This window comes from Tenacibaculum maritimum NCIMB 2154 (genome assembly GCF_900119795.1).
GTDB classification, from domain to species: domain Bacteria; phylum Bacteroidota; class Bacteroidia; order Flavobacteriales; family Flavobacteriaceae; genus Polaribacter; species Polaribacter maritimus.
Genome location: NZ_LT634361.1, coordinates 2,668,578 through 2,689,574, shown reverse-complemented (window position 1 = coordinate 2,689,574; position 20,997 = coordinate 2,668,578). Strand labels below are relative to the sequence as shown.

Below are 20,997 nucleotides of genomic sequence, written 5' to 3'. Positions count from 1 at the left end.
TTAGTTGGTTTGTAATAAGTGTGATAAAGTTTAAAAAAAAGTTATGGCATATTTGTTGATGCTCTTAAAATTGAGAAAGTCTAATTAAATTTAATAATAAAACCTAAAACATGAAGTTAGTAAAATTATTTTTAGTGCCTATACTACTTTTGATAATGAGCTCTTGCAGTTCGGTTAGAGTTGCAACAGATTATGATACAAAGGTGAATTTTGATAAGTATAAAACATTTGCTTTTTATAAAAAAGGAATTGATAAAGCTTCTATTTCTGATTTGGATAAAAAAAGAATTATGAGGGCCATTGAAAGCGAGTTATTAGCGAAAGGAATGACAAAATCTTCAAATCCAGATATTTTAATAAGTTTGTTTACCAAGTCGCGTGAGCGAGTAAACATAACAGATAACAGTTTTAATGGTTTCTACTATCCTTGGTATTATGGAGTGAATCCAGTAACAGTCTCGCAATACACCGAAGGAACATTATTTATTGATTTGATAGAAGCTAAGAACAAAGAATTGGTGTGGCAAGGTATAGGAACAGGAGCTTTACGAATGCATAATATAGAAAAGAAAGAAGCCCGTATAAAAGAGTTCGTAGCAAAAATAATGAGTGAGTACCCTCCTCATCACAAAAAATAAATTTTGAGCTTCTTTATGTTTTTTGCTTGTAGCTATATGCTGAAGTGATTTAAACTTTTCCCTTCAAAACAAGAAGTTTAAATTACTTCGATTAAAAAAAATAGAGTGGAGTTTTAAACATCTAATTTTTGCGTATCCTTAAAAATAAAAGCCTATTTATTAAATGCAAAAAAAGAAGCTTGGTTGTATTGAATTCAACAAAGCTCTTTTTAGGTCAGTTAGATCTTAAAGAACTTAATGTTCCTCTGAGTAATTTTTTTAAAAGTGGCGGGTAGTTGGTTTCCAAATGTGCATATTGAAGCATTGTTAAAAAAGGGTATATCTTTTTTGAAGATTTTTGATTTTTAAAGATGGTAAGTAAGCTTTCTTGCCAAGCTTTAAAGATCATTTTCTTTACCGTATTATTTTCATAGATATTCAATTGATGTAGTACACTTTTTGAATAATTAGAAAACCCCAACGGCATATTAGCTAGTTTTGAAAAATAGAGAGTACTTCTTTGAGTAAATGCTGTTGTGTCTTTTATAAAAACAACATTGTAGTCATTAGCCATAGCACCTTTTTTGGAAAGGAATAGAAGGAAGGAGTTTAAGATAGAGTTAGAATAATCTAAGAGAGAATTATAATAAATTTCTACACCCCAGTTGGTGTTTATAATTAAAACGTCATTTCGTATTAATTTTTTAAGAAAGAAGCATAAATTAGCGCCTTTTTTATGAGAAATAAGAAGTTGTTTCTTATGACTTTTACTTGATATGAATACGGCTTTTAACAATTCGACTTATAGTGATTTATATTTTTATTACAGAAAATTAGATTATATCAAACAATCTCTTTTGATAATGAAATGTAGTTAAGAATTAAAAATAAGTTTGATTTTGAAGGGGGAAGCAAGTTTCTAAAAATTAATTTGTTTTAGTGCTTACTATATCAATAAAGTTAAGAAAAACTTAGCATAAAAAAAGAACAATAGTATTGATTCTTTTTATAAAGAAATCAATATTGATTATTAAAACAAAGGAAAAGTGGTAAATTCGGTAGCTTAAATAAAATCGAATATCTTTGTAGTTATGTTTAAACAACGAATAGAATTAGAAAAGGACGATTACTATCTGAATGAAGATGGATATAAAGTTTTTACAGAAAAATATCATTTAAAAAGGGGGTATTGTTGTAAAAGTGGTTGTAGGCACTGCCCTTATGGGTATGATAAGAGAACGGATCGTTTTAAATGATAGTGACGATACCGTGTTTTTTGTATCTAAAAATAATAAAAAATAAATTAAAGATGATAAATAGAGTTTTAATATTACTAGTATTCGTATTTCAATTTTCTGGATGTGCAGAATTACAGAAGGTAGTGAATCAAGCAACTCAAATGCAAGGAGGAGCTGTAAGCCAAGCGCAAATAGGAAATGGATTGCGTCAAGCTTTAGATAATGGTATTCAACACCAAGTATCTAAGTTAACAGCAAAAGATGGTTTTTATAGAAATGAATTGGTAAAAATTATATTACCAGAGGAATTGCAGGTGGTAGATAAAGGATTACGTAAAGTAGGATTGAATAAGATTGCAGATGAAGGTATAAAAGTATTAAATAGGGCAGCAGAAGATGCGGTAAAAACAGCAACCCCTATTTTTGTAAGTGCAGTAAAAGGAATCACATTTGCAGATGCTAAGAATATTTTGCTTGGAGAAAAGAATGCAGCTACTACTTATTTGCAAGGAAAAACGAATACAGCTTTGTACCATCAGTTTGCACCCGTAATTAAAAGATCTTTTGCAAAGGTAGCAGCAGATAAAATATGGGAAAATTTGATAAACAAGTACAATAACATACCATTTGTAAAGAAGGTAAATCCTAATTTAACAGATTATGTAACCAAAAAAGCATTAGAAGGAGTATTTACGATGATAGCAGTGGAAGAAAAAGGGATTCGAGAGAAGGTAGGCTTACGAAATACGGCCTTGTTACGCCAAGTTTTTGCTTTACAGGATAAATATTAAAAAATAAGAGAAATAAAATTAAGAGAATAAGAGCTTTCCGTTGGAGAGCTTTTTTTATAGAAATTTTTTTTAGTATTTTGATGGTGTAATGATCTTTATTACAAATGTTTATGTATATTTAAGGAATAGTTAATACGTAAAGAATGCCACGATTAAATCAATTACAAGTATATAAACAATCTTTGGAGGAAAAGTATAGTCGTTTAATTGAAAAAGCAAATGCATATAGGTATATAGATGAATGTAAAAGTGATCGATCAGCTTATAAAGCAACGAGAGTTCTTGAAAAATTGGATAGACTTAGATACTTAAACGACAATATGTCAAATTTGACGATGTAACGCTCTAAAATAGTCGAACGCTTTTAGTAATCTGCTGCCATACCAAGAAAACATTTCGCCATCCACTAAAATAACTTTTGCTGTAGGAAAACTTTTTTTGATTTCGATGGCATGTTTTTCTTTAAAAGGATACGGTTCTGATGATAAGAAAAGCAATTCAACATTATCTTTTAAAGAGAGTTCAGTAAGGGTAATTTCAGGGTATCGTTTTTTACAGCGATATACATTATCCAGTTTGTTTACCTTCAATAAATGATTGATAAAAGTATTATTCGCAGCTACCATCCAAGGAGATTTCCAAATAAAATATACACACTTTTTAGTTCCTTTATTTCTTACGAAATCTTTGAAAACAGATAGCTTAAAATGGATTTCTTTAGTTATTTCATTCGCTTTAGTATGGCAGTGAAACAAGTGAGCATACTGGTTAATCAGTAGTAGTGTGTCGTGGATAGTTTGGATATTGGATACATGAACAGGTGCTATTTTTTCGCAAGATTTAACTATTTCTTTGGTGTTTTCTTCTTTATTGCATAAAATGATATCAGGTTTTAAAGCTTCGATTTTTTTTAAATTGATATTTTTGGTACCTCCAACAATAACCTTACTCTTTTTTAAAGAAGGAGGGTGTACACAAAATTTCGTAATTCCAACGATGCAGCCTTCTAGTCCCAAGTCAAATAATAACTCTGTTTGACTAGGAACTAAGGAGATAATTCTTTTTATAGGAGGAGAAATAGAGACACTTCTACCTAATTGATCTTTCAATGTTTTTTGATGCAATATAACCAATCCTAATTTAAAATTTTGAATATAAATAATTATTGATTTTTCTAATGTTGTTATCTTTCTTTCTAGTAAGAGTGCATTATTATGAAAAAAATAAAAAAAATCAATTGCTAGGCTTCATTGACAGTCAATTTTAGAAATGCATAAGAGAATGGAATTCAGAAAAAATAATTTAGAAGAAAAAGGTTAAAAAAAACATAAAAAAGTTTAGGAATGAAAATTTGTGTATGGTTAAGAAACGAGTCATTTATTAGCATAATTATCTGCTTTTAATGGAGTAGAGTGGTGTAAAACGTTTATAAATTTTTTTATTTTAATTTAAATTTATTTAAAGCGCTGATTATGTGGGTTTTATTTAAGGTCATAAAAAGTGTTAAATTTTATGATAATTCTGATTTAGTTAATCTAAAATAAGCTTTGTATTACTATTGGTACTACTTATAGATAATTGTTATAGACCTATTGTTAATACCAATTATTTAAAGAAATAAAAAGAAATTTTGTGATATAGATTTGCATCCGTAATAAGAAGATTTTCTCCTAAAAAGATGAAATTTTTTTAGCCTTGTTTGTAAGTTAGCATTACAAATTCGTGCGATACATACTTTATAAATTATTTATAGGAGGGCATATATGTTATAAACGAATGTTTGGTAAAAACATTTGTTAAAAATAAAAAAACGATCAGAATTAATTATAAATAGAAAACTAAATATTTTAAAAATGAAAATAAATACAATCAAAGTAGCTGTATTAATGGCTTTAGGTTTAATAGGAGGAATAAAAGAAGTTAGTGCACAGGAGTCTTTCCATTTTTCAACTGTGAAAAGTGAAACTTGGGCATTAATATTAAGAGCTAATAGCGATAATTCAAATCATGAAGAACCTATTTTATTTCAAGTAGGTCAGAATAGCAATTCGTTAAAAGATTTTAAATTAAAAGTGGGAAAAAAATTATCAGTATTTTCTACACCAGTTTCAATAAATGGAAATCTATCACTGATAGGTCATACGGGAGTTTCTGCAAAAAATGGAGATTTTTGGGGAAGAGTTTCAACTGAAGGAGAATTTCAGGGTTTAGGTAATTTAACTTTAAAAGTGAAAGAAAAAGATATTGTTACATCAGATACAGATTCGAATAGCAATAATATTTATTTTAAAAATCATCAAAATGAAGAAATAGCGAAGTTAAAAGACGGTGTTTTTACTTTAAATATGGCTAGTACTATTGCAGCACCAGGGCTGTTAAAATTAAAATCAGGGATTTCTAATAAAGAGAAAGGTGCAGTAGCCTTTTTAGATAGCGAAAATAATGAAATGGCAAGGGTTAAAGATGGTACTTTTACCGTAAGAGGAGGTAATACATTTCAATCTTATGGAAATTTAAGCCTAAGAGCTAATGCAAATGGAAAACAAAATGGAACTATTTTCTTTAAAGATGGATCAAATAGAGAAATGGCGCGATTAGAAAGAGGAAAGTTAACCTTAGATCAAATAAGCTTAAATGTCACTACATTTCCTGATTACGTTTTTGCAAAAGAATATCATTTAATGCCTTTAAATGAGGTTGCTTCTTATATCAAAGAAAATAAGCATTTACCCAATATGCCAACTGAAAAGGAAGTGGTAAAAGAAGGAATGAATGTAGGGCAAATCAATACGCTTTTAGTGGAAAAAGTAGAGGAGTTAACGCTATATACAATTGAGCAAGAAGAGAAAATCCAAGCTCAAGAAAAAACAATGAAAACTCTTTTACAAAAATTAGAAGCACTAGAAACGTTAGTGAAGTCTAAAAAATAATATATAATGAAAAAATATACATACATACTTGTGGTATGGCTTATAGGTCATATAGGAGCTATCAATGCACAGCAGGATAATAGCGATAACAAGATTTTTAGATTTTTAACCTCTGGAGAAGAAACAAAAGCATTGTTTCATAACACAGCTACAAATACAGCAGAGTTGCGTAAAGTAGGAGCGGTTGAAAATAAAGGAGAAGCGTATTTGCAATCTTTTATCTTGAAAGGTATTGAAGGAAAAAAAGGGAAGGTATTAATTGCTTCGGTAAAATCACCAGAGTACTTTTTGAAAGTAGATAGAAGCTCAAACACAGTAGCGTTTGCTAAGATAACAACAAAAGATGTAACCGAATTTACTTGGGAGATTGTTGTTAATAGTAACAAAGACGCTGCATTAATAGCTATTCAAACAGCTGCTAAAAACCGTTATGCTATTCAAAAGAAAGAGGACGGTGTCATGATCGCAAATAGTGTTGCTGGTAATGGAAAGTTAGATCAAAGTTTTTCTTTCCGATTGGCAACAATTCCAAACGTTTTTTAAAAAGAAATAAATGAATTCAAAAATACATACCAATAAAATATACTTAATGTGGTGCTTGCTTGTACTATCATTAAGCATCGTAGGTCAGTCAATAGAAAGACCCCCTGTATTGATTTTACAAGGGCATAATGGATATACCACGCATTTTGATACTCAAAATAAAGTAACAAGTCAATTACTAGAAACAGGAGTAAAAGGGCAAGCTACTATCGAGTTTTGGGTCATGAAAGGCCATATGGAAAACATTGTTCCAGGAGTATCGAAGATGGGAGCATGGAAGTTTTCAAACTTATTATCAGGAAATCAGGAATTTTCATTAATAGGTTCAGGAGTTCAATTAGAAGCTAAAATGGGAGCCACTTCTCAAACGATATCGTTAGGAAGAGATAATGAGGAATTTTGGGAAAATAAATGGCATCATATTGCCGTAACAATCAATACAGAAGCTTCAAGTCTTCGTTTAGTTGTTGATGGTACCCAAAAAGCAAACTTAACACTTCCTAGTACAGGATTTTCTCCAGAGAAAATGTATATGATGGTAACAGGAGATGAGCAGTTGAGTATAGCAGAATATAGAGCTTGGAACCGAGTACGTACTTTGCAACAGATTGATAGCGAAAAATCTTTGACCTATTCTAATGCAGATGATTTAAAGAGCTTAAATAGTAATGGATTGGTAATAGCATATGCAAAAAATGATTTTGTTGAGCAATATGTGTCAAATTTACCAATACAGCAAACATTATGGGATAATCTAGTAGCTTCTTTAACAGGAGTAGAAGTGCCTGCAAGTTCAAGAGTAATAAGTAAAATTTCAAAAGGAGAAGAAGAAGTAACTTTAGCAAAGTTAACTACAGAAGCAGACCATCCAATATATAGTTTAAAAGATGTTTATTTATATGCAACGGATGGAGAAGGAAGAAAAAGCTCAGGTAAACAAATTATTCAATTGCGTTGGCCGCATATTTCTGGGGCTACTAATTATATTATTCAAAGAAGAAATATAGGAGATCCAAGTAGTAGGTTTGCTACTGTTGATACTTATGTACCAACTTCAAGTGATGCTGTTTCGTCGTACTTGACTTTTGATGATGATGAAATTTTACCAAATGAGTTGTACAAATATAAAGTAACTGCTGAAGGAATTGAAGGAAGTAAGCCAGGAGAAGACAATGGATTTGTTTTTGCAAATGGAGAAGTAAGAGGAAGTGTAGAAACAGCAAATAGAGTTGCTACGCAAGATGTATTGATAGAGGCTAAAACATTAAAAGAAACAGTATTGCCGGGAAAAGCATTGCGCTTTTCAAAAGGGAGTACTCCAGTAGATATTCATGATGTATCTTTATTTGAAATAGGAGAAGGAGAAGGAACTATCGAATTCTGGTATCGTAATGATGTAACTAATAATACTGGGGTAAATACAGTGTTTAAATTAGGAGAAGGAGAAATTCGTATGGGAGCTGCCCAAATGGAGATTCGTTCAAGAGAAACGGAAAATAATCCTAAAGCCATTACTTATTTAACAACAGCTAAGCCAAATGATGGATATTGGCATCATTATGCATTTACTTTTGATGCAACGGGAGGAGCGGTATATATTGATGGAGGAGTGAGTCAACCGACTGATAAAGAGAGTCCTATTGTAGCCAATAAAACAACAAATAAAAAATTTATTACAGGGTTAAATAGAGCTTCTAGGTTTTCATTCAATGCTCAGGTAACGCATACTTATGATTTGGATGAAATTCGTATTTGGGGAGGAAAGAAAAATGCTACGCAAATATATAAATATTGGAATTTAATATTAGGAGCAAATAATTTACCTGGTTTAGCTGCTTATTATCGTTTTGACATGGAAGATGCTACTAGTATTTATAACCAAGCTGCACTCACTTTAGGGAAATTTAAAGGAGTTTCAATGACTCCATTAACAACTACAACGCAGCCATTTCAAAGAATTGCAAAGGGAGATGCTTTTGTAAACAAACCTATTGTTTATGGAGTATATACTGGTGATAACGGGCTTTATAGTTTTAATAGCATTAATACAGGAAAGCAAAGTGTTACTTCAGCTAATAATTATTTAGAATATGAAATAATACCTTCAAAACCTAATAATGAATTTTCTCCAGTATCTCGAATTAATAATATAGAAAGAACATTATCATCAGAGCAGCCAAGTGCAACAAGCTTTACCAATATTTCTCAGTACGATATTTCTGGTAAGGTGGTGTATTTAGTAGCAAATGGAGGAGGAGAGTCTATAGAATATCCAACAATACAAAGTACAGGAATAAGATTAAACGGAAAAGAAGTAGCTAGCGTGGAGGAAGGTTCTTTAGTAAGAACAGATAAACAAGGGGTTTATAGAATTACAGGAGCGCCTAAAAGACATAGTGTTTCAGTAGGGCAACCTAGGTTAGAAGGAAATAGCGTAGCTATTGATCGTTCTAGTTTAGATTTTAAAAACAAAGGATATGCAGTGTCGTCAGAGAGTATTGCAGTAGCGGCTAACGAAGGATTTACGTGGTCAGGTTTTATAAAACCAGATGTAGAATTGCCAAACCCAGGAGGAAATACGGCGGTAGCAAAAATTCCTGAGTTACAAACAGTATTACATTGGGGAGCGCTTAAGTTAGAGTTAAGAAATAATAATCAATTGGTATTATTATCAGGTAACACAGAATTAATTTCTAAAGTAATAGAAGGAAAATCTCAATATACTTTCTTTGGAATAACAAAAGATGTTAAAAATAGTGTAATAGGTCTTTGGGTAAATGGAGACTACCAGACGAAAGCTTATACAGGAGAAGCTATTGATAGTAAGGTATATGTAGGAGCAAGTTATGTTAGTGAAACAGAAATGAAAGAGTTCTCTTTGGCAAATATGGATATATTAGAGTTTAGAAATGCTCATTACAACGCACCTGAATTAAATAAACTTAAAGCGGGTAACGTCGTAGCAAAAGATGAACAATACTTGAAGCTATCATATACTTTTGAGCATAAAATAGGAACAAGAGCTATTAACTTAGCAGTGGCATCAGGAACTAAGAATAACTATTTATTGTTAGAAGGTGGAGCTTATTTTAATGAAACGTCAAGTTCTAAATACTTAAGAAAATTTGAATATGATTATGTAGCCTTTAAAGAAGGAGATAGTAATAAGTTAGTCAACCCAAAAAATAATAAGGAGTACTTATTTAATCTTACAGAGCCTACTTCAAATATCAATTTTGAAAATATAACAAGAAGATCTTTTGTAGGAAACATTGTAATTCCATGTAATAATAGCGTAGGTAATTGGACAGGTACTATTACAAGAACAGACATTGCATTTCCTCGTTACGAGAAAACAATTACAACAAGTGATTTTAATGATGAAAATAACTTATTTACAATTCATGACTTATTACCAGGTCAATATAGAGTGGAGCTAACGAGAGAAGGAACCACAGATGTAGTACAATCATCTATTATTGACTTAAGAGGAGGAAATAAGAGCTATGATTTCCCATACAGAAATGAGTTACAAGCAGCATTGACATTGTATGATGTTAGTAAAGAAGAGCTTGAAAACATTAAAGAAAAGGCGGTATTGGAGAGTAAAAAAATTGATCCAACTTGTGGAGATAATAGTACTATTTATAAATTAGAGTCAGGAAAAAGCATCTTAGCAGTAGTATCCGTTTTCGAAGAATATGGTGGAAATAAATGTTATGTAGAAGGAGCAGAAGTAGGCTTGAACGGAAAGATGATTTTAGCACCTACAAAAGGAAAAACAGATGCCTCGGGAAAGCAAGGGTTCTTAACCTTTACAGGAAGTCCTAACTTTATAGGAGATTATTTACGTGACTTAAACATTGTAGTAGCACATAAAGGTCGTAATATCACCGTAAAAAAATCTTCTTATATTACAGGAGCACAGAGAGGTAATGAAAACTTTACATTAACGGATCCAACAGTAGGGTTTGTATTGTATGATCCACCAGGAGATGCAAGTTCATCTACCTTAAGTAGAGGGGCTACATATTCATATAGCAGCTCTGTAGGAGGTGGCGGTAATTATAGTTTAGATACTTCTATTACTGCAGGAGCTGATGTAGAAGTACAAACGGTTACTTTAGCTGTTGCTGCCCCACTAGGAGTAGGAGCTGCTCAAGGAATTATAGGAACTATAACTAAAAGTAAAGCTTTAGGTGGAGGAGATTTTAATATTAATACTGGTCATAGGCATTCAAAAGGAGGAGGACGAAGTGTTTCTTTAAGCCAATCAATTAGTACGTCTTCTGGTGCAACTATTGTAGGGCAAGATGCAGATGTATTTATAGGAACTTCAAGAGTACTTACTTTTGGAACAGGAAAAACTTTATTAATAGATGAAAATTGCCAACCGATGATAGATTATGACAAGGCGGTAATGACGGCAGATAAATTCACTCCTTTTGTATATACAAGACAAGATATTGAAGATAATATCATTGTAAAATTACAAGATTTATTAATCAGTAGATATGACCAAGTGTTTTCAACTCCAAAAGAGGAAATAGCGAAAAGAAATTCGTTAGAAAATGCAAAAACTATTGAAGGATTTAATATTGACATATCTTCAAAAGATACAGATAAACAGATTGTTAATTATGTATATCAAATCAAGAGATGGAAAGAGATTGTTAAGAGAAAGTCTAGAGAAGAACAATTGAAGTATATGAATGATCATACAAGATCATTTGCGGAAACAACTTCTGATCTAAAATCAGTAGGAGAAGATTTAGGAAGTACAATTGAGAAAATAGATACCCAATTGTCATTTAGTGGTGGAACTTCTACAACCTATACGCTTTCAAGAGCTAACGAAAAGAACTCTAGTAATTCAACAAGTAGTTCTGGCGGAGGTGGCGGAGTTGTAAAGACTAAGATCAATGCGTTTGGAGTAGATTTTAATTTGAATACTAAAATTAATATTTCAGGAACTATTGAAAATAGCTATAGCACAGGAAGAGGAAATTCAAGAGAGGATAGCTTTACATTATCAGATGGAGATGCAGGAGATCAGTTTAGTGTTCGTATGGCAAGAGATAAAATGTATGATACTCCTATATTTTATACAGTAGCAGGGCAAAGTAGCTGTCCGTTTGAATCAGGTACGGTACCAAGAGAAGGGGTAGAAATTGTAATAGATAGCGCTGAAAAATATGGTTCAGGAGACGGGTCTATTTTGTATAACTTAACATTACGTAATACACAGGTAGCTAAAGACCGTACTCGTAAAACTTATATAGTAGGTATGGCAGGAGCTTCAAATGGTAACGGAGCACAAGTATTCTTAAATGAGTCGCCTATATTTGAACCAGGAACCTCTTCACCTATTTCTTTTGGATTAGATGGAGATTCTGAAACAGGAGTTCAAAAGGAAATAAAAGCGCAGTTGAAGATTACTAGAGGGCTAGATGCTCCAAAGGAAATTTCATACGAGAATATTAAAATTAGAATTTATTCAGAATGTGAGCAAGCAGGAGATGGATTCCGTAGCTATCGTCAAGACGAGTATGCAGAAGTAGGCGTGGTTCCTTTCCAAGAAATATCAGTAACAGCACACTTTAAAGGAGCTTGTATTGGTGAAATAACAACAAGTGCGCCAGAAGAAAACTGGGTGGTAAATAATACTAGTGGAAATAAGTTAGACGTGAAGTTTAGAATTCCAGAAGTAGTGAATGATCAAGTAGCGGAAGATTTTTCAGTAGCTTTAGAGTATGCTTTGCCAGGAAATAATAAAACTTTTGAGCTTAAGAAGTTGTCTTTAAAAGAATTAAAAGAGAATATGGACAGCGCAACAGGAATTATTTCTTACCAAGCAGATGTTTCAAGTTTATCTGATGGAGCATATAACTTTAGAATAGCACCTGTATGTGCAAACGAAGCAGCTGGTAGTAGAAAAAATCCAACAGCTTTTGTAAAAGGAACCATCGCAAGAGTAGCTCCAATAGTTATTAAGACGAATCCAATAAATGGGGGAGTGTTAAAAGAAGGAAACATTAATGTTGAATTCAATAGGGCTATTAATCCGTTAACAGTAGTGAATAGTAGTTTCTCTTTAAGAGGAATTTTAGGAGGACTTCCTCAAGATTTAGTTGCTGCTGAGTTTGATAATGTTGATGACGAGGTGATCGTACCTCATAGACCAGAGTTTAATTTAGAAGCAGGAAAACCATTTACTATTGAAATGTGGGTGAATCCAAGTTCTTTGCCAGCAGGAAGTGCTAATGCACAGATTGTTAAAAAAGGAGATAACTTCAGTATTGCTTTAACTCCAGAAGGTAAAATTAAGGTGAACAATACAGTAGAAAGTGCTAAAGCCTTGCAACCTTTTAACTGGACGCATGTAACAGTTGTATATGATGGAGTAAACACAGCAACGGTATATTATAATGGTGTTTCTGTAGGTGGAGGAGCTATAGCTGCTTTAGTTACAAATGAAGATGCTATTGAAATAGCTAAAAACAATGGAGGAACTTCATTTGTTGGAAAATTAGATGAAATGCGTATTTGGACTAATGATAGATCGCCATCAGATATTGTACAATACATGGATGAGCAATTAGTTGGAAATGAGGTAGGTTTAGTAGCGTACTTTGTATTTGATGATAATGCATTAAAAGGAGCTAACGGAGCGCCAGATGAGGCAATTCGTGATTATACTGGAAATGCTTTGGCAACTACTCAAAAAGGATTGAGTTTTGTAAGAGGTATTTCTAAAGCAGCGCCGTTAGATGTTACCAAAGTAGCTAAAGATTTACAATACCAGCTAGAAGTATCTAATAATGATACGCAAGTACACATCATTCCTGTGTTTGATGCCTCTTTCGTAGAAGGAGCTCAGTTAACAGCAATGATTCGTAATAGACGTTTGGAAGATCCTTTTGGAAACCAATTAAAAGGAAAATCATGGTCTTTTATTGTCAACAGAAATACAATTGCTTGGACTAAAAATAATTTAACTGTTCGTCAAGAGCAAGGAACAAGCACTACAGTTTCATCAATTGATTTGGATAATTCAAAAGGAGGAAGCCCTGTTAAATATAGATTCAAACAACTACCTTCTTGGTTAACTGTTGAGAAAGATGGAACAGCAATTAAGGCAAATAGTTTCCAAAACTTAGCGGCAAGCTTTGTTGAAAGAGATTTAGAATTTGTTGTAGCACCATATTTAAATCCAGGAAAACATGCTGCTGACGTATATATAGAAGTATTCCAAACGGTTGATGGTAAAGATAAACCAATAGGAGTGGAGGCTTTCCATTTGGAGGTAATTGTAACTTGTGCGGTACCTGATTTTGCTGAAGACTTTAATTCAAATAAGTTTATAAGTAATATGAGTATTGTTGGAAGCCTTATTATAGATAATACTCCATCTATAGATTCAGGAGATATTGTGGTAGCATATTTGAATGATGAATATAGAGGAGAAGCGCATGTGGATGCTAGCGGATTGGTTAATCTTAGTATTTTTGGAAATATAAGAGAAGAAGGAACTTTAAGTTTTAGAGTATGGGATGCTTCTGAATGTACAGAGTACAAAGGAATTAAAGAAGTGTATTCATTTGAGTTTAAAACTATAGGAAAAGCTAGTGCCCCTGTTACGTTAACAGTAGGAGAGCGCGTATCTCGTAGAATTTCATTAGTAGAAGGTTTCCAAGAAGTAAGCTTTAATTTAAAAGGAAATAATACTGATATGACATTACCTTTGAGTAGCATAAAAGGTTTCCAAGGAGGAGATAAAATACATGATGCAGTTAGCTTGAAATTAATTGCGACTGTTAATAGTGATGGAACTTTTAATTTAGAAGAAGGTGAAGCAAGTGAATTAGATGTTCGTAAAGGGTACTTATTATATTCAAAAGGATCAAAATTTGTGACTATAGAAGGAGTTCATGTATCGCTTGACACTAATATTGCTGTAGCAGGAGACATGGAGTTTACTTCAATTCCTTATTTCCCTAGCGATTTACAAACAATTCCTATTGCCTTAAGATCATTGAATTCAACTACAGTTAGTGATGGAGATAGAATCGAGAGAAGAGGTTTACATGCTGAATATAAAGAAGGAGAAGGTTGGATTGGTAGTTTAACGCACTTAACACCAGGTTTAGGGTATAAGTATAAAGCTCATAAAGAAGGAATTCTGAATTATAGTGGAATAGCGACTAAAACACCTCGTTCTTTTGCACGTTCAGTAGTAGCAGAAAATACTTCAGAAGCGTATCTAAGTAAAGCTAAAGCAATCAACTGGAAAGTGAATAGAAATCAATTCCCTAGCTTTATGTATGCGGTAGCTACTTTAGAATCTCTTGATCTTGATGTGACTAAAGAATATGTAATAGCAGCTTTTGTAAACGGAGAAATTAGAGGAGTTGCCAAGCCTACTTTAGTGGATGATGTATATCATTACTTTATGGGAATAGGAGGATTTGCAGAAGGAGATGTTGCCTTTAAATTATTTGATGGAGAGCAAATCTTAAGCTTAGATAATTCTTTAAGTTTTGAAAGAGGGAAGCAAATTGGAGATTTAGAAAGTCCATATGTATTGAATTTTACAGCCAAGTCTGAAGAGCCAAATACAAAAGTTAGTAAAGGGTATCGTTTAGGGCAAAATATTCCAAACCCAGTGAAAAACCATACACGTATTACTTACCAAGTGGCTAAAGATGAGTTTGTAGATATTAGTTTATATAATGCTTTAGGACAAAAAGTACATACTTTTATTGCAAAGAAAGTTAAAGGAAATAAACTACATCATATAGACTTTAATTTAAGTGATTCAGAAGTATCATTGAAATCTGGAGTATATATTTATAAACTGACAACAGCGTCTGAAACGATGAGTGAAAGGCTAATTGTTGAATAAGTTTTAAAAATATCGTATTTTAAATTTAAAATCAGTTTTACAAGTACTAGCAGTGGGAATTTTCTCACTGCTAGTTTTTTTACAATAATTTCAAATGGTAACTGCTCATTTTAGGTAAAGAAATTACGTATAGCCGTTATTGTTTTATTTTTTTAATCAGAGGTAAATTAAAAAAAAGTAACGGAGTGATATCCTATGTAGTTCTTCATTTTTAGTTGGGTTTTTCCTTCAAAAAAATGAAGAAGAGCTTCATTCATAAACCCAAAAAGTTCATTACTGAATCCTAATACTTCTATAAAAGTCCAATTGCTTCATGAAAAAAAGTGCTATTATTTTAGTTTTAAAGATGTAACTCATTGATTTCTATAGAGAAACTGTACAAACTTTTTAGAGGGAGTAAAAAATCTTGTACAGAAAAATACGTAGAGAAATTGTACAAACTTTTTAGAGGGGGTAAAAAATCTTGTACAGAAAAATGCGTAGAGAAATTGTACAAACTTTTTAGAGGGAGTGAAAAATCTTGTACAGAAAAATGCGTAAATAAATTGTACAAACTTTTTAGAGGGGGTAAAAAATCTTGTACAGAAAAATACATAAAGAAATTATACAAACTTTTTGGAGTGAGTAGAAAAAATTACGCATTCCTATTTTGAAAATCAGTTAATTATAATTTTTAATAAGGAAAGAGTATGTGCTTTCTTCTAGAGAGGTATTGCAGTTTTAATAGCAGGAAAAGAAGTAATATATGTTGTTTTTCAGCTAGAAATAAATAAGTTTTATGTTTAAGAAATGATATGAGGAATTTTTATAGTAGTAATAACACCAACTTCATTTTTTTTGTTTTCCATATGGAAGCTAAAATTATTGTTGAATAAAGTTTCAAGTCTTTCGACTGTTGTGCTAATACCAATTCCTTGTACTATTTCAGAAAACTCTTTCATTAGAGGGGCTCCATTATTACAAATAGTAATCATAATTTGCTGGTTTACTTTTTTTACAGTCAACTTAATACACAAATCAATATGATTTTGAGAGTACCCGTATTTAATAGAATTTTCTATGATAGGTTGTAGTAAAAAACTAGGAACTTTCGCGCTCATTAAATTCTTTTCAATGTCTTTTTCAAAAGAAAAATGATCAGAGAATCGAACTTTCATAATGTTGTTGTATTTTGATAGCATAAAAAGCTCTTCTTCTAAAGAAATTAAATTTTCATCTTGAATATTAAGCAATATTCTTAACAAGTCACTTAAATCAACAATAGTATTTTGAGCTAACTTCTTATCAATATAAATAAGTGTTGCAATGCTATTGAGGGTATTAAAAAGAAAATGAGGTTGGAGATTAGACTTTAAAAGGTTCAACTTAGAAAGCGTTAATTGGTTTTTCAAAGTGTTTCTTTCAAATTCTATTTTTTTAATTTTTTTAGAATGGAAATAAATGTAAACGATGAGCATCATTCCGAAATTAATTAAGAAAATAAATACAATATTATTAACAATTTTATTTAAGTAAATAGCAGGATTTAAGTGAGATATAGGGCATTGTCCTAAAATTACAAATACTAAAGTAGAAAGGTAATATACAATGAGCCCTATTAGAATGGCTATTGTTAGGTGGGTTGTAATTATTTTTGTCCAAGAGAGATGTTTCTCAATCATCTGCTTTGAACTATAAATAACAATCAGTGTAAAAATAATGATGGTTATATAATCAATGTATAAATAATCAATAAGAAGCTCTTTCCAAGTGTAGTCTATAAACTCAAGACCTGATATTTTTAAATAACTTATTTTTAATATTCGAATAAGGAAGGCAATAGTATAAAACGTAGATAAAGCTGCTATTAAGCTAAGGTTCACTTTCTTTTTAAAAGAGCTGAGCATCATAATCCAATAAAATTTTGAAAATCTTTCTTATAACTTTTGCTAATTCTGAAAAGCTTATTATCGGATGTTCTGATATCTATTTCACCATAATTAGAATGAATTAGTTCATGAATATGATCAATATTAATAATGGTAGATCTGTGGATTCTTGAAAACTTTGTAGGATCTAATTTATCACTTAAATTCGTTAAAGATTCTCTTAAAAGATACTTCTTTTCGTCGGTATAAATTTCAGCATAATAACCAGAAGCAACGATGTATTTTATAGCATCTGTTTTTATAAAAGAAACTTTGTTTCCTAATTTAATAGGGAGTTTTTTTATTTCTTTTCGATGCATAGGAGGCGTATATTCTCTTACATATTCTAATAGACTGTTCATTTTATTATTCAAAGAATTATCTACATGATATTTAGAAATTACTTTTTTAACAGAGCTATAAAACCGATCATCTTTAAAAGGCTTTAGCAGGTAGTCAAATGCAAAAAAATCGAATGCTTTCAGAGCATATTCATCATAAGCCGTTACAAAAATCACAGAAAAATCATCATACTTATTGATCTTGTTTAAAATATCAAAGCCAGTCATATCCTTTAGTTGAATGTCTAAGAATAAAAGTTGAGGCTTTAAACTATTTATTTGATCAATGGCGTCTTTTCCATTACTAGCAGTAGCAATTAAATCAAGTTCCTCAATGTCTTCAATTAAATTAGCTAACCGATGCCTCGCTAAATTTTCATCATCGATGATAATGGTAGATATTTTCATTAAAATAAGATGTTTTAAGTAAACAAAATAAGGTTTTAGGTTTATTAACACTTAGTTGTTGAGAGGTGTTTATAAGCCATTATGGGGTACTTACATCAAAAATAAGTCTTTTAAACTCTTTTATAAGTCGTTTAAAATCATTTATTCTTTCGGAAAAAGTAATATAAACCACTTTTTCTTACCGCAAAAGCCATACACTTTTAAATAGAAGCTACTTACATCAAATTTAATACGCTTGACTTCTTACCGAGCTGCTATAGGTTTTAAAGCCAATACATTTAAAAACATTTAATTAACAAAAATTTATATAATTTATGAAACAAGGTTATAGAAGCACTGTAATTCTGTTATTGTTTTTAGCAACTTTTTTGAATGTTGTTGCACAAGAAAAGATAATAACAGGAACTGTAACAGATGAATCAGGAGGATTACCAGGGGTTAGTGTTTTAGTGAAGGGAACAGCTTCAGGAGGAGAAACAGATTTTGATGGGAAGTATTCCATAAAAGCAAAAGAAGGAGGGGTTCTTGTTTTTAGTTTTGTGGGTATGAAAACAGTAGAAAAGGTAGTAGGAAAAGCTACAACAGTCAATGTAGTGATGGAAGAAGATTCAAATATTCTGGAAGAGATTGTGGTTGTTGGATATGGAGAACAATCTGAAAGGAAAATCGTACAAAATATATCTGTAATAAAAGAAGAGGCAATTGAAGATATTCAAGCAACGGCACCTCAAGATTTATTGCAAGGTCAATCTTCAGGAGTTCAAGTTGTAGGGTCTTCGGGAGTTTTAGGAGCTGCCTCAGTGATACGTGTTCGAGGAGTTAGCTCTTTAACAGGTGGAGCAAATCCATTAATTGTAATTGATGGAGTGCCTATTGATGATCAAAATCAAACGGTAAGTAACGGTGGAAATACGGGGTTGAATCCATTATCTTATGTAAATACAGAAGATATTGCCACATTTACTGTGTTAAAAGATGCAGCAGCAACTTCTTTATATGGTACGCGAGGTTCTAATGGAGTTATCTTGATTACTACTAAAAAAGGGAAGTTAGGGCAAGCAACTAGAGTAACATTAGACCTTAGCACATCAGTGAATGAAGCTACTTTTTTAGAAGAAATGATGAATATTAATGAGTATGCTGATTTTAATGTGGCTAGATCTAATTTAATAAATGGAACTTCGTTAACGGCTACTGATTTAGGGTTAGATGGAGAAGGTTTTGATTGGTTAAAGAATGTTATTCGTAAAGGAATCTCATCGAGTGAAAACTTAGGAGTTTCAGGAGGTTCAGAAAAATCTACTTATTATTTTGGACTGAATCACTCTAATTCAGAAGGGTTTATTATAGGAAATGATTTAGAAAAAACAGGGGCTAGAATTAATGTTAATACACAGGCAAATGATTGGTTAAAAGCAGGGATGAATTTATCAGTATCGGCATCTAAAAATAACAGAGTTAGTACAGAAAATAGTACCTTTTCACCAATAACAGTAGGTTTTTTACAAACTCCAAATGTACTTCCATTTGATGAAGATGGGAATTTTGTAAATACAGGGTTTATAGGTAATGTATTGGCAATTGAGGCTTTAGATAAGCATGAAGTGAACACTACAAAAATCATAGGAAATGCATTCTTAGAGGCTTTAATTGTTGAAGGCTTAAAAGCAAAAATTGATTATGGTGTTGATCGTACTCAAATAGAAGAGACACAGAGAAGTGTTGAAATAAACACACCAGGAGGTTCAGCAGATAATAGAGTGGTTTTTATAAATAGAAATTTATTAACAGCTACGTTGAATTATAATAAATCGTTTGGAAGCCATACATTAGGACTTTTGTTAGGAACCTCTTATGAGGAAACAAAAACGAATGTGACTAGAGTGCAAGGAACAGGTTTTTTATCAGATGATTTATTAAATGTAGATAGTGCCTCTACTTTTCCTTTAACAACTAGTAGCAGAACGCAAAATAGGTTATACGGGCAATTATTTTCTAGATTAAATTATGACTACCTAGGAAAATATCTAATAGAAGGATCGTATAGACGAGATGGATCAACTAAGTTTGGAGGCAATAATAAGTTTGGTGATTTCTGGGCTGTAGCAGGAGGCTGGGTGCTTTCTAGAGAATCTTTTTTAGAGGATGGCTTTTTTGATTATTTGAGTGTACGAGCTAGTTACGGTATTACAGGGAACGACCGAATAGGAGGTAATTTCCCAGCTTTAGGGTTATTTGAAGGAGAAAATTATAACGGATTATCGGGTTTATCTCCAAGTACTGCCGAAAATCCTAACTTAAAATGGGAAGAAACAGCAACGTTAGATGTAGGATTTAAATCAGCTTTTTTTAATAATAGAATTTCGTTTAATATGAATTATTATGAAAAAAGAACAGATAACTTATTAATAAATGTACCTCTTCCTTTAACAACAGGTTTTTTCTCTGTAGCTAGAAATGCAGGGGAGATAGAAAATAGAGGTTTCGAATTTGATTTAACTACTGTAAATTTTAGAACAGAAGATTTTGAATGGACTACCAAAATAAATTTATCTACTGTTGAAAGTGAAGTTTTATCGCTCCCAGGAGCAAGTGTAGATTCGGAAGGAAGGCAATTTATACCAGGATCAGCTGTTCAGAGAGCAGTAGTTGGAGAGTCAGCAAATAGCTTTTATTTGATAAGGTATGTAGGAGTTAATTCGCAAACAGGTGAAGCAGAGTGGTTAGATGCCGATGGAAATATTACAAACTCACCAACTCCAGATGACAGGAAAATAGTAGGAAATGCACAGCCTGATTTTTATGGAGGAATTACAAATACATTTAAGTATAAGAATTTTGATTTAAATATTTTTTCTAATTTTTCATATGGAAATGATGTTTATATTGGAGGAATTAGATTTACGGATGCACCTATTGGTTTTGGTTTAAGTACCCGATTACTAGATTATTGGCAGCAACCAGGAGATGAAGCTTATTTTCCAAAGTTAGACGGAGCAACCGCTGGATTGTTTAGAACTCGTTCTACAAATCAGTTAAAAGATGGTTCGTTTTTGAGATTAAAAAATGTGACTTTAGGGTATACTCTTCCTAAAAGTATTTTAGAAAAGACAAGTTTTATTGAAGGGTTAAGAATTTATGTTACAGGAACAAATTTATTAACTATTAAAAGCAGTGATTTAGGAGATAGAGACCCAGAGGTTACAGATAGTACGAACCCTTTAACATTAGGAGAAAGCTTTTTTGTAGCACCTCAGGCGAAATCATACTTGGTTGGAGCTAAAATCACATTTTAATTAATTCAAAACAACGATACA

Annotated in this window: 12 protein-coding genes; 8 read left to right on the top strand and 4 right to left on the bottom strand. The window is 31.9% G+C overall.

Annotated features, from left to right (window positions below; translation table 11 throughout):
* Positions 1-110: 110 nt before the first annotated feature.
* Complete coding sequence (locus MARIT_RS11990) at positions 111-638, top strand: DUF4136 domain-containing protein (RefSeq protein WP_100211634.1); 528 nt, start codon at positions 111-113, stop codon at positions 636-638.
* Between the two features lie 214 nt (positions 639-852).
* Here MARIT_RS11990 and MARIT_RS15550 read toward each other — a convergent pair whose 3' ends face one another.
* Positions 853-1,191: a hypothetical protein gene (locus MARIT_RS15550; protein WP_157926278.1), complete on the bottom strand. Its 339-nt coding sequence runs from the start codon at positions 1,189-1,191 to the stop codon at positions 853-855.
* Between the two features lie 517 nt (positions 1,192-1,708).
* On the opposite strand from MARIT_RS15550, the gene MARIT_RS15545 reads away from it, so the two are divergent.
* From MARIT_RS15545 to MARIT_RS11975, 3 genes are all read left to right on the top strand, one after another.
* Entirely contained in the window at positions 1,709-1,873 is a 165-nt protein-coding gene (locus tag MARIT_RS15545) for a DUF5522 domain-containing protein (protein WP_157926277.1), read from the top strand.
* Between the two features lie 53 nt (positions 1,874-1,926).
* Positions 1,927-2,646, top strand: a complete 720-nt coding sequence (locus tag MARIT_RS11980; RefSeq protein WP_100211632.1) for a DUF4197 domain-containing protein — start codon at positions 1,927-1,929, stop codon at positions 2,644-2,646.
* Positions 2,647-2,789: 143 nt separating this feature from the next.
* A complete protein-coding gene (locus MARIT_RS11975) occupies positions 2,790-2,987 on the top strand; it encodes a Lacal_2735 family protein (RefSeq protein WP_024740401.1) in 198 nt (65 codons plus the stop codon).
* On the opposite strand, the gene MARIT_RS11970 is transcribed toward MARIT_RS11975, so the two are convergent.
* Complete coding sequence (locus MARIT_RS11970) at positions 2,970-3,755, bottom strand: ABC transporter substrate-binding protein (protein WP_100212039.1); 786 nt, start codon at positions 3,753-3,755, stop codon at positions 2,970-2,972. The genes MARIT_RS11975 and MARIT_RS11970 overlap by 18 nt on opposite strands.
* A 744-nt stretch (positions 3,756-4,499) precedes the next feature.
* Between MARIT_RS11970 and MARIT_RS11965 the strand changes: the two genes are divergently transcribed.
* From MARIT_RS11965 to MARIT_RS11955, 3 genes are read left to right on the top strand one after another with little or no spacing between them, the layout of a single operon-like run.
* Entirely contained in the window at positions 4,500-5,576 is a 1,077-nt protein-coding gene (locus tag MARIT_RS11965) for a hypothetical protein (RefSeq protein WP_157926276.1), read from the top strand.
* 6 nt (positions 5,577-5,582) lie between these two features.
* Positions 5,583-6,119, top strand: a complete 537-nt coding sequence (locus MARIT_RS11960; protein ID WP_100211630.1) for a hypothetical protein — start codon at positions 5,583-5,585, stop codon at positions 6,117-6,119.
* A 10-nt stretch (positions 6,120-6,129) separates the two neighbouring features.
* Entirely contained in the window at positions 6,130-15,024 is an 8,895-nt protein-coding gene (locus MARIT_RS11955; RefSeq protein WP_100211629.1) for a LamG-like jellyroll fold domain-containing protein, read from the top strand.
* A gap of 782 nt (positions 15,025-15,806) precedes the next feature.
* Here the strand turns inward: MARIT_RS11955 and MARIT_RS11945 are convergent.
* Both MARIT_RS11945 and MARIT_RS11940 read right to left on the bottom strand, forming a co-directional pair.
* Positions 15,807-16,886, bottom strand: a complete 1,080-nt coding sequence (locus MARIT_RS11945; RefSeq protein WP_157926275.1) for a sensor histidine kinase — start codon at positions 16,884-16,886, stop codon at positions 15,807-15,809.
* Positions 16,887-16,909: 23 nt separating this feature from the next.
* The gene (locus MARIT_RS11940) at positions 16,910-17,680 is read right to left on the bottom strand and encodes a LytR/AlgR family response regulator transcription factor (protein WP_231975144.1); all 771 of its coding nucleotides are present in this window, start codon (positions 17,678-17,680) and stop codon (positions 16,910-16,912) included.
* Positions 17,681-17,994: 314 nt separating this feature from the next.
* Between MARIT_RS11940 and MARIT_RS11935 the strand changes: the two genes are divergently transcribed.
* Positions 17,995-20,976 carry a SusC/RagA family TonB-linked outer membrane protein gene (locus MARIT_RS11935; RefSeq protein WP_100211626.1) on the top strand — a complete coding sequence of 994 codons (2,982 nt, stop codon included), beginning with the start codon at positions 17,995-17,997 and terminating at the stop codon, positions 20,974-20,976.
* Positions 20,977-20,997 lie beyond the last annotated feature (21 nt).

Excerpts from the sequence above, each read along its gene's own strand:
- MARIT_RS11960 (WP_100211630.1), top strand. The coding sequence starts at position 5,583 with ATGAAAAAATATACATACATACTTGTGGTATGGCTTATAGGTCATATA.
- MARIT_RS15545 (WP_157926277.1), top strand. The coding sequence starts at position 1,709 with ATGTTTAAACAACGAATAGAATTAGAAAAGGACGATTACTATCTGAAT.
- MARIT_RS11940 (WP_231975144.1), bottom strand. The coding sequence starts at position 17,680 with ATGAAAATATCTACCATTATCATCGATGATGAAAATTTAGCGAGGCAT.
- MARIT_RS11975 (WP_024740401.1), top strand. The coding sequence starts at position 2,790 with ATGCCACGATTAAATCAATTACAAGTATATAAACAATCTTTGGAGGAA.
- MARIT_RS11990 (WP_100211634.1), top strand. The coding sequence starts at position 111 with ATGAAGTTAGTAAAATTATTTTTAGTGCCTATACTACTTTTGATAATG.
- MARIT_RS11965 (WP_157926276.1), top strand. The coding sequence starts at position 4,500 with ATGAAAATAAATACAATCAAAGTAGCTGTATTAATGGCTTTAGGTTTA.
- MARIT_RS11935 (WP_100211626.1), top strand. The coding sequence starts at position 17,995 with ATGAAACAAGGTTATAGAAGCACTGTAATTCTGTTATTGTTTTTAGCA.
- MARIT_RS11955 (WP_100211629.1), top strand. The coding sequence starts at position 6,130 with ATGAATTCAAAAATACATACCAATAAAATATACTTAATGTGGTGCTTG.
- MARIT_RS15550 (WP_157926278.1), bottom strand. The coding sequence starts at position 1,191 with ATGGCTAATGACTACAATGTTGTTTTTATAAAAGACACAACAGCATTT.
- MARIT_RS11980 (WP_100211632.1), top strand. The coding sequence starts at position 1,927 with ATGATAAATAGAGTTTTAATATTACTAGTATTCGTATTTCAATTTTCT.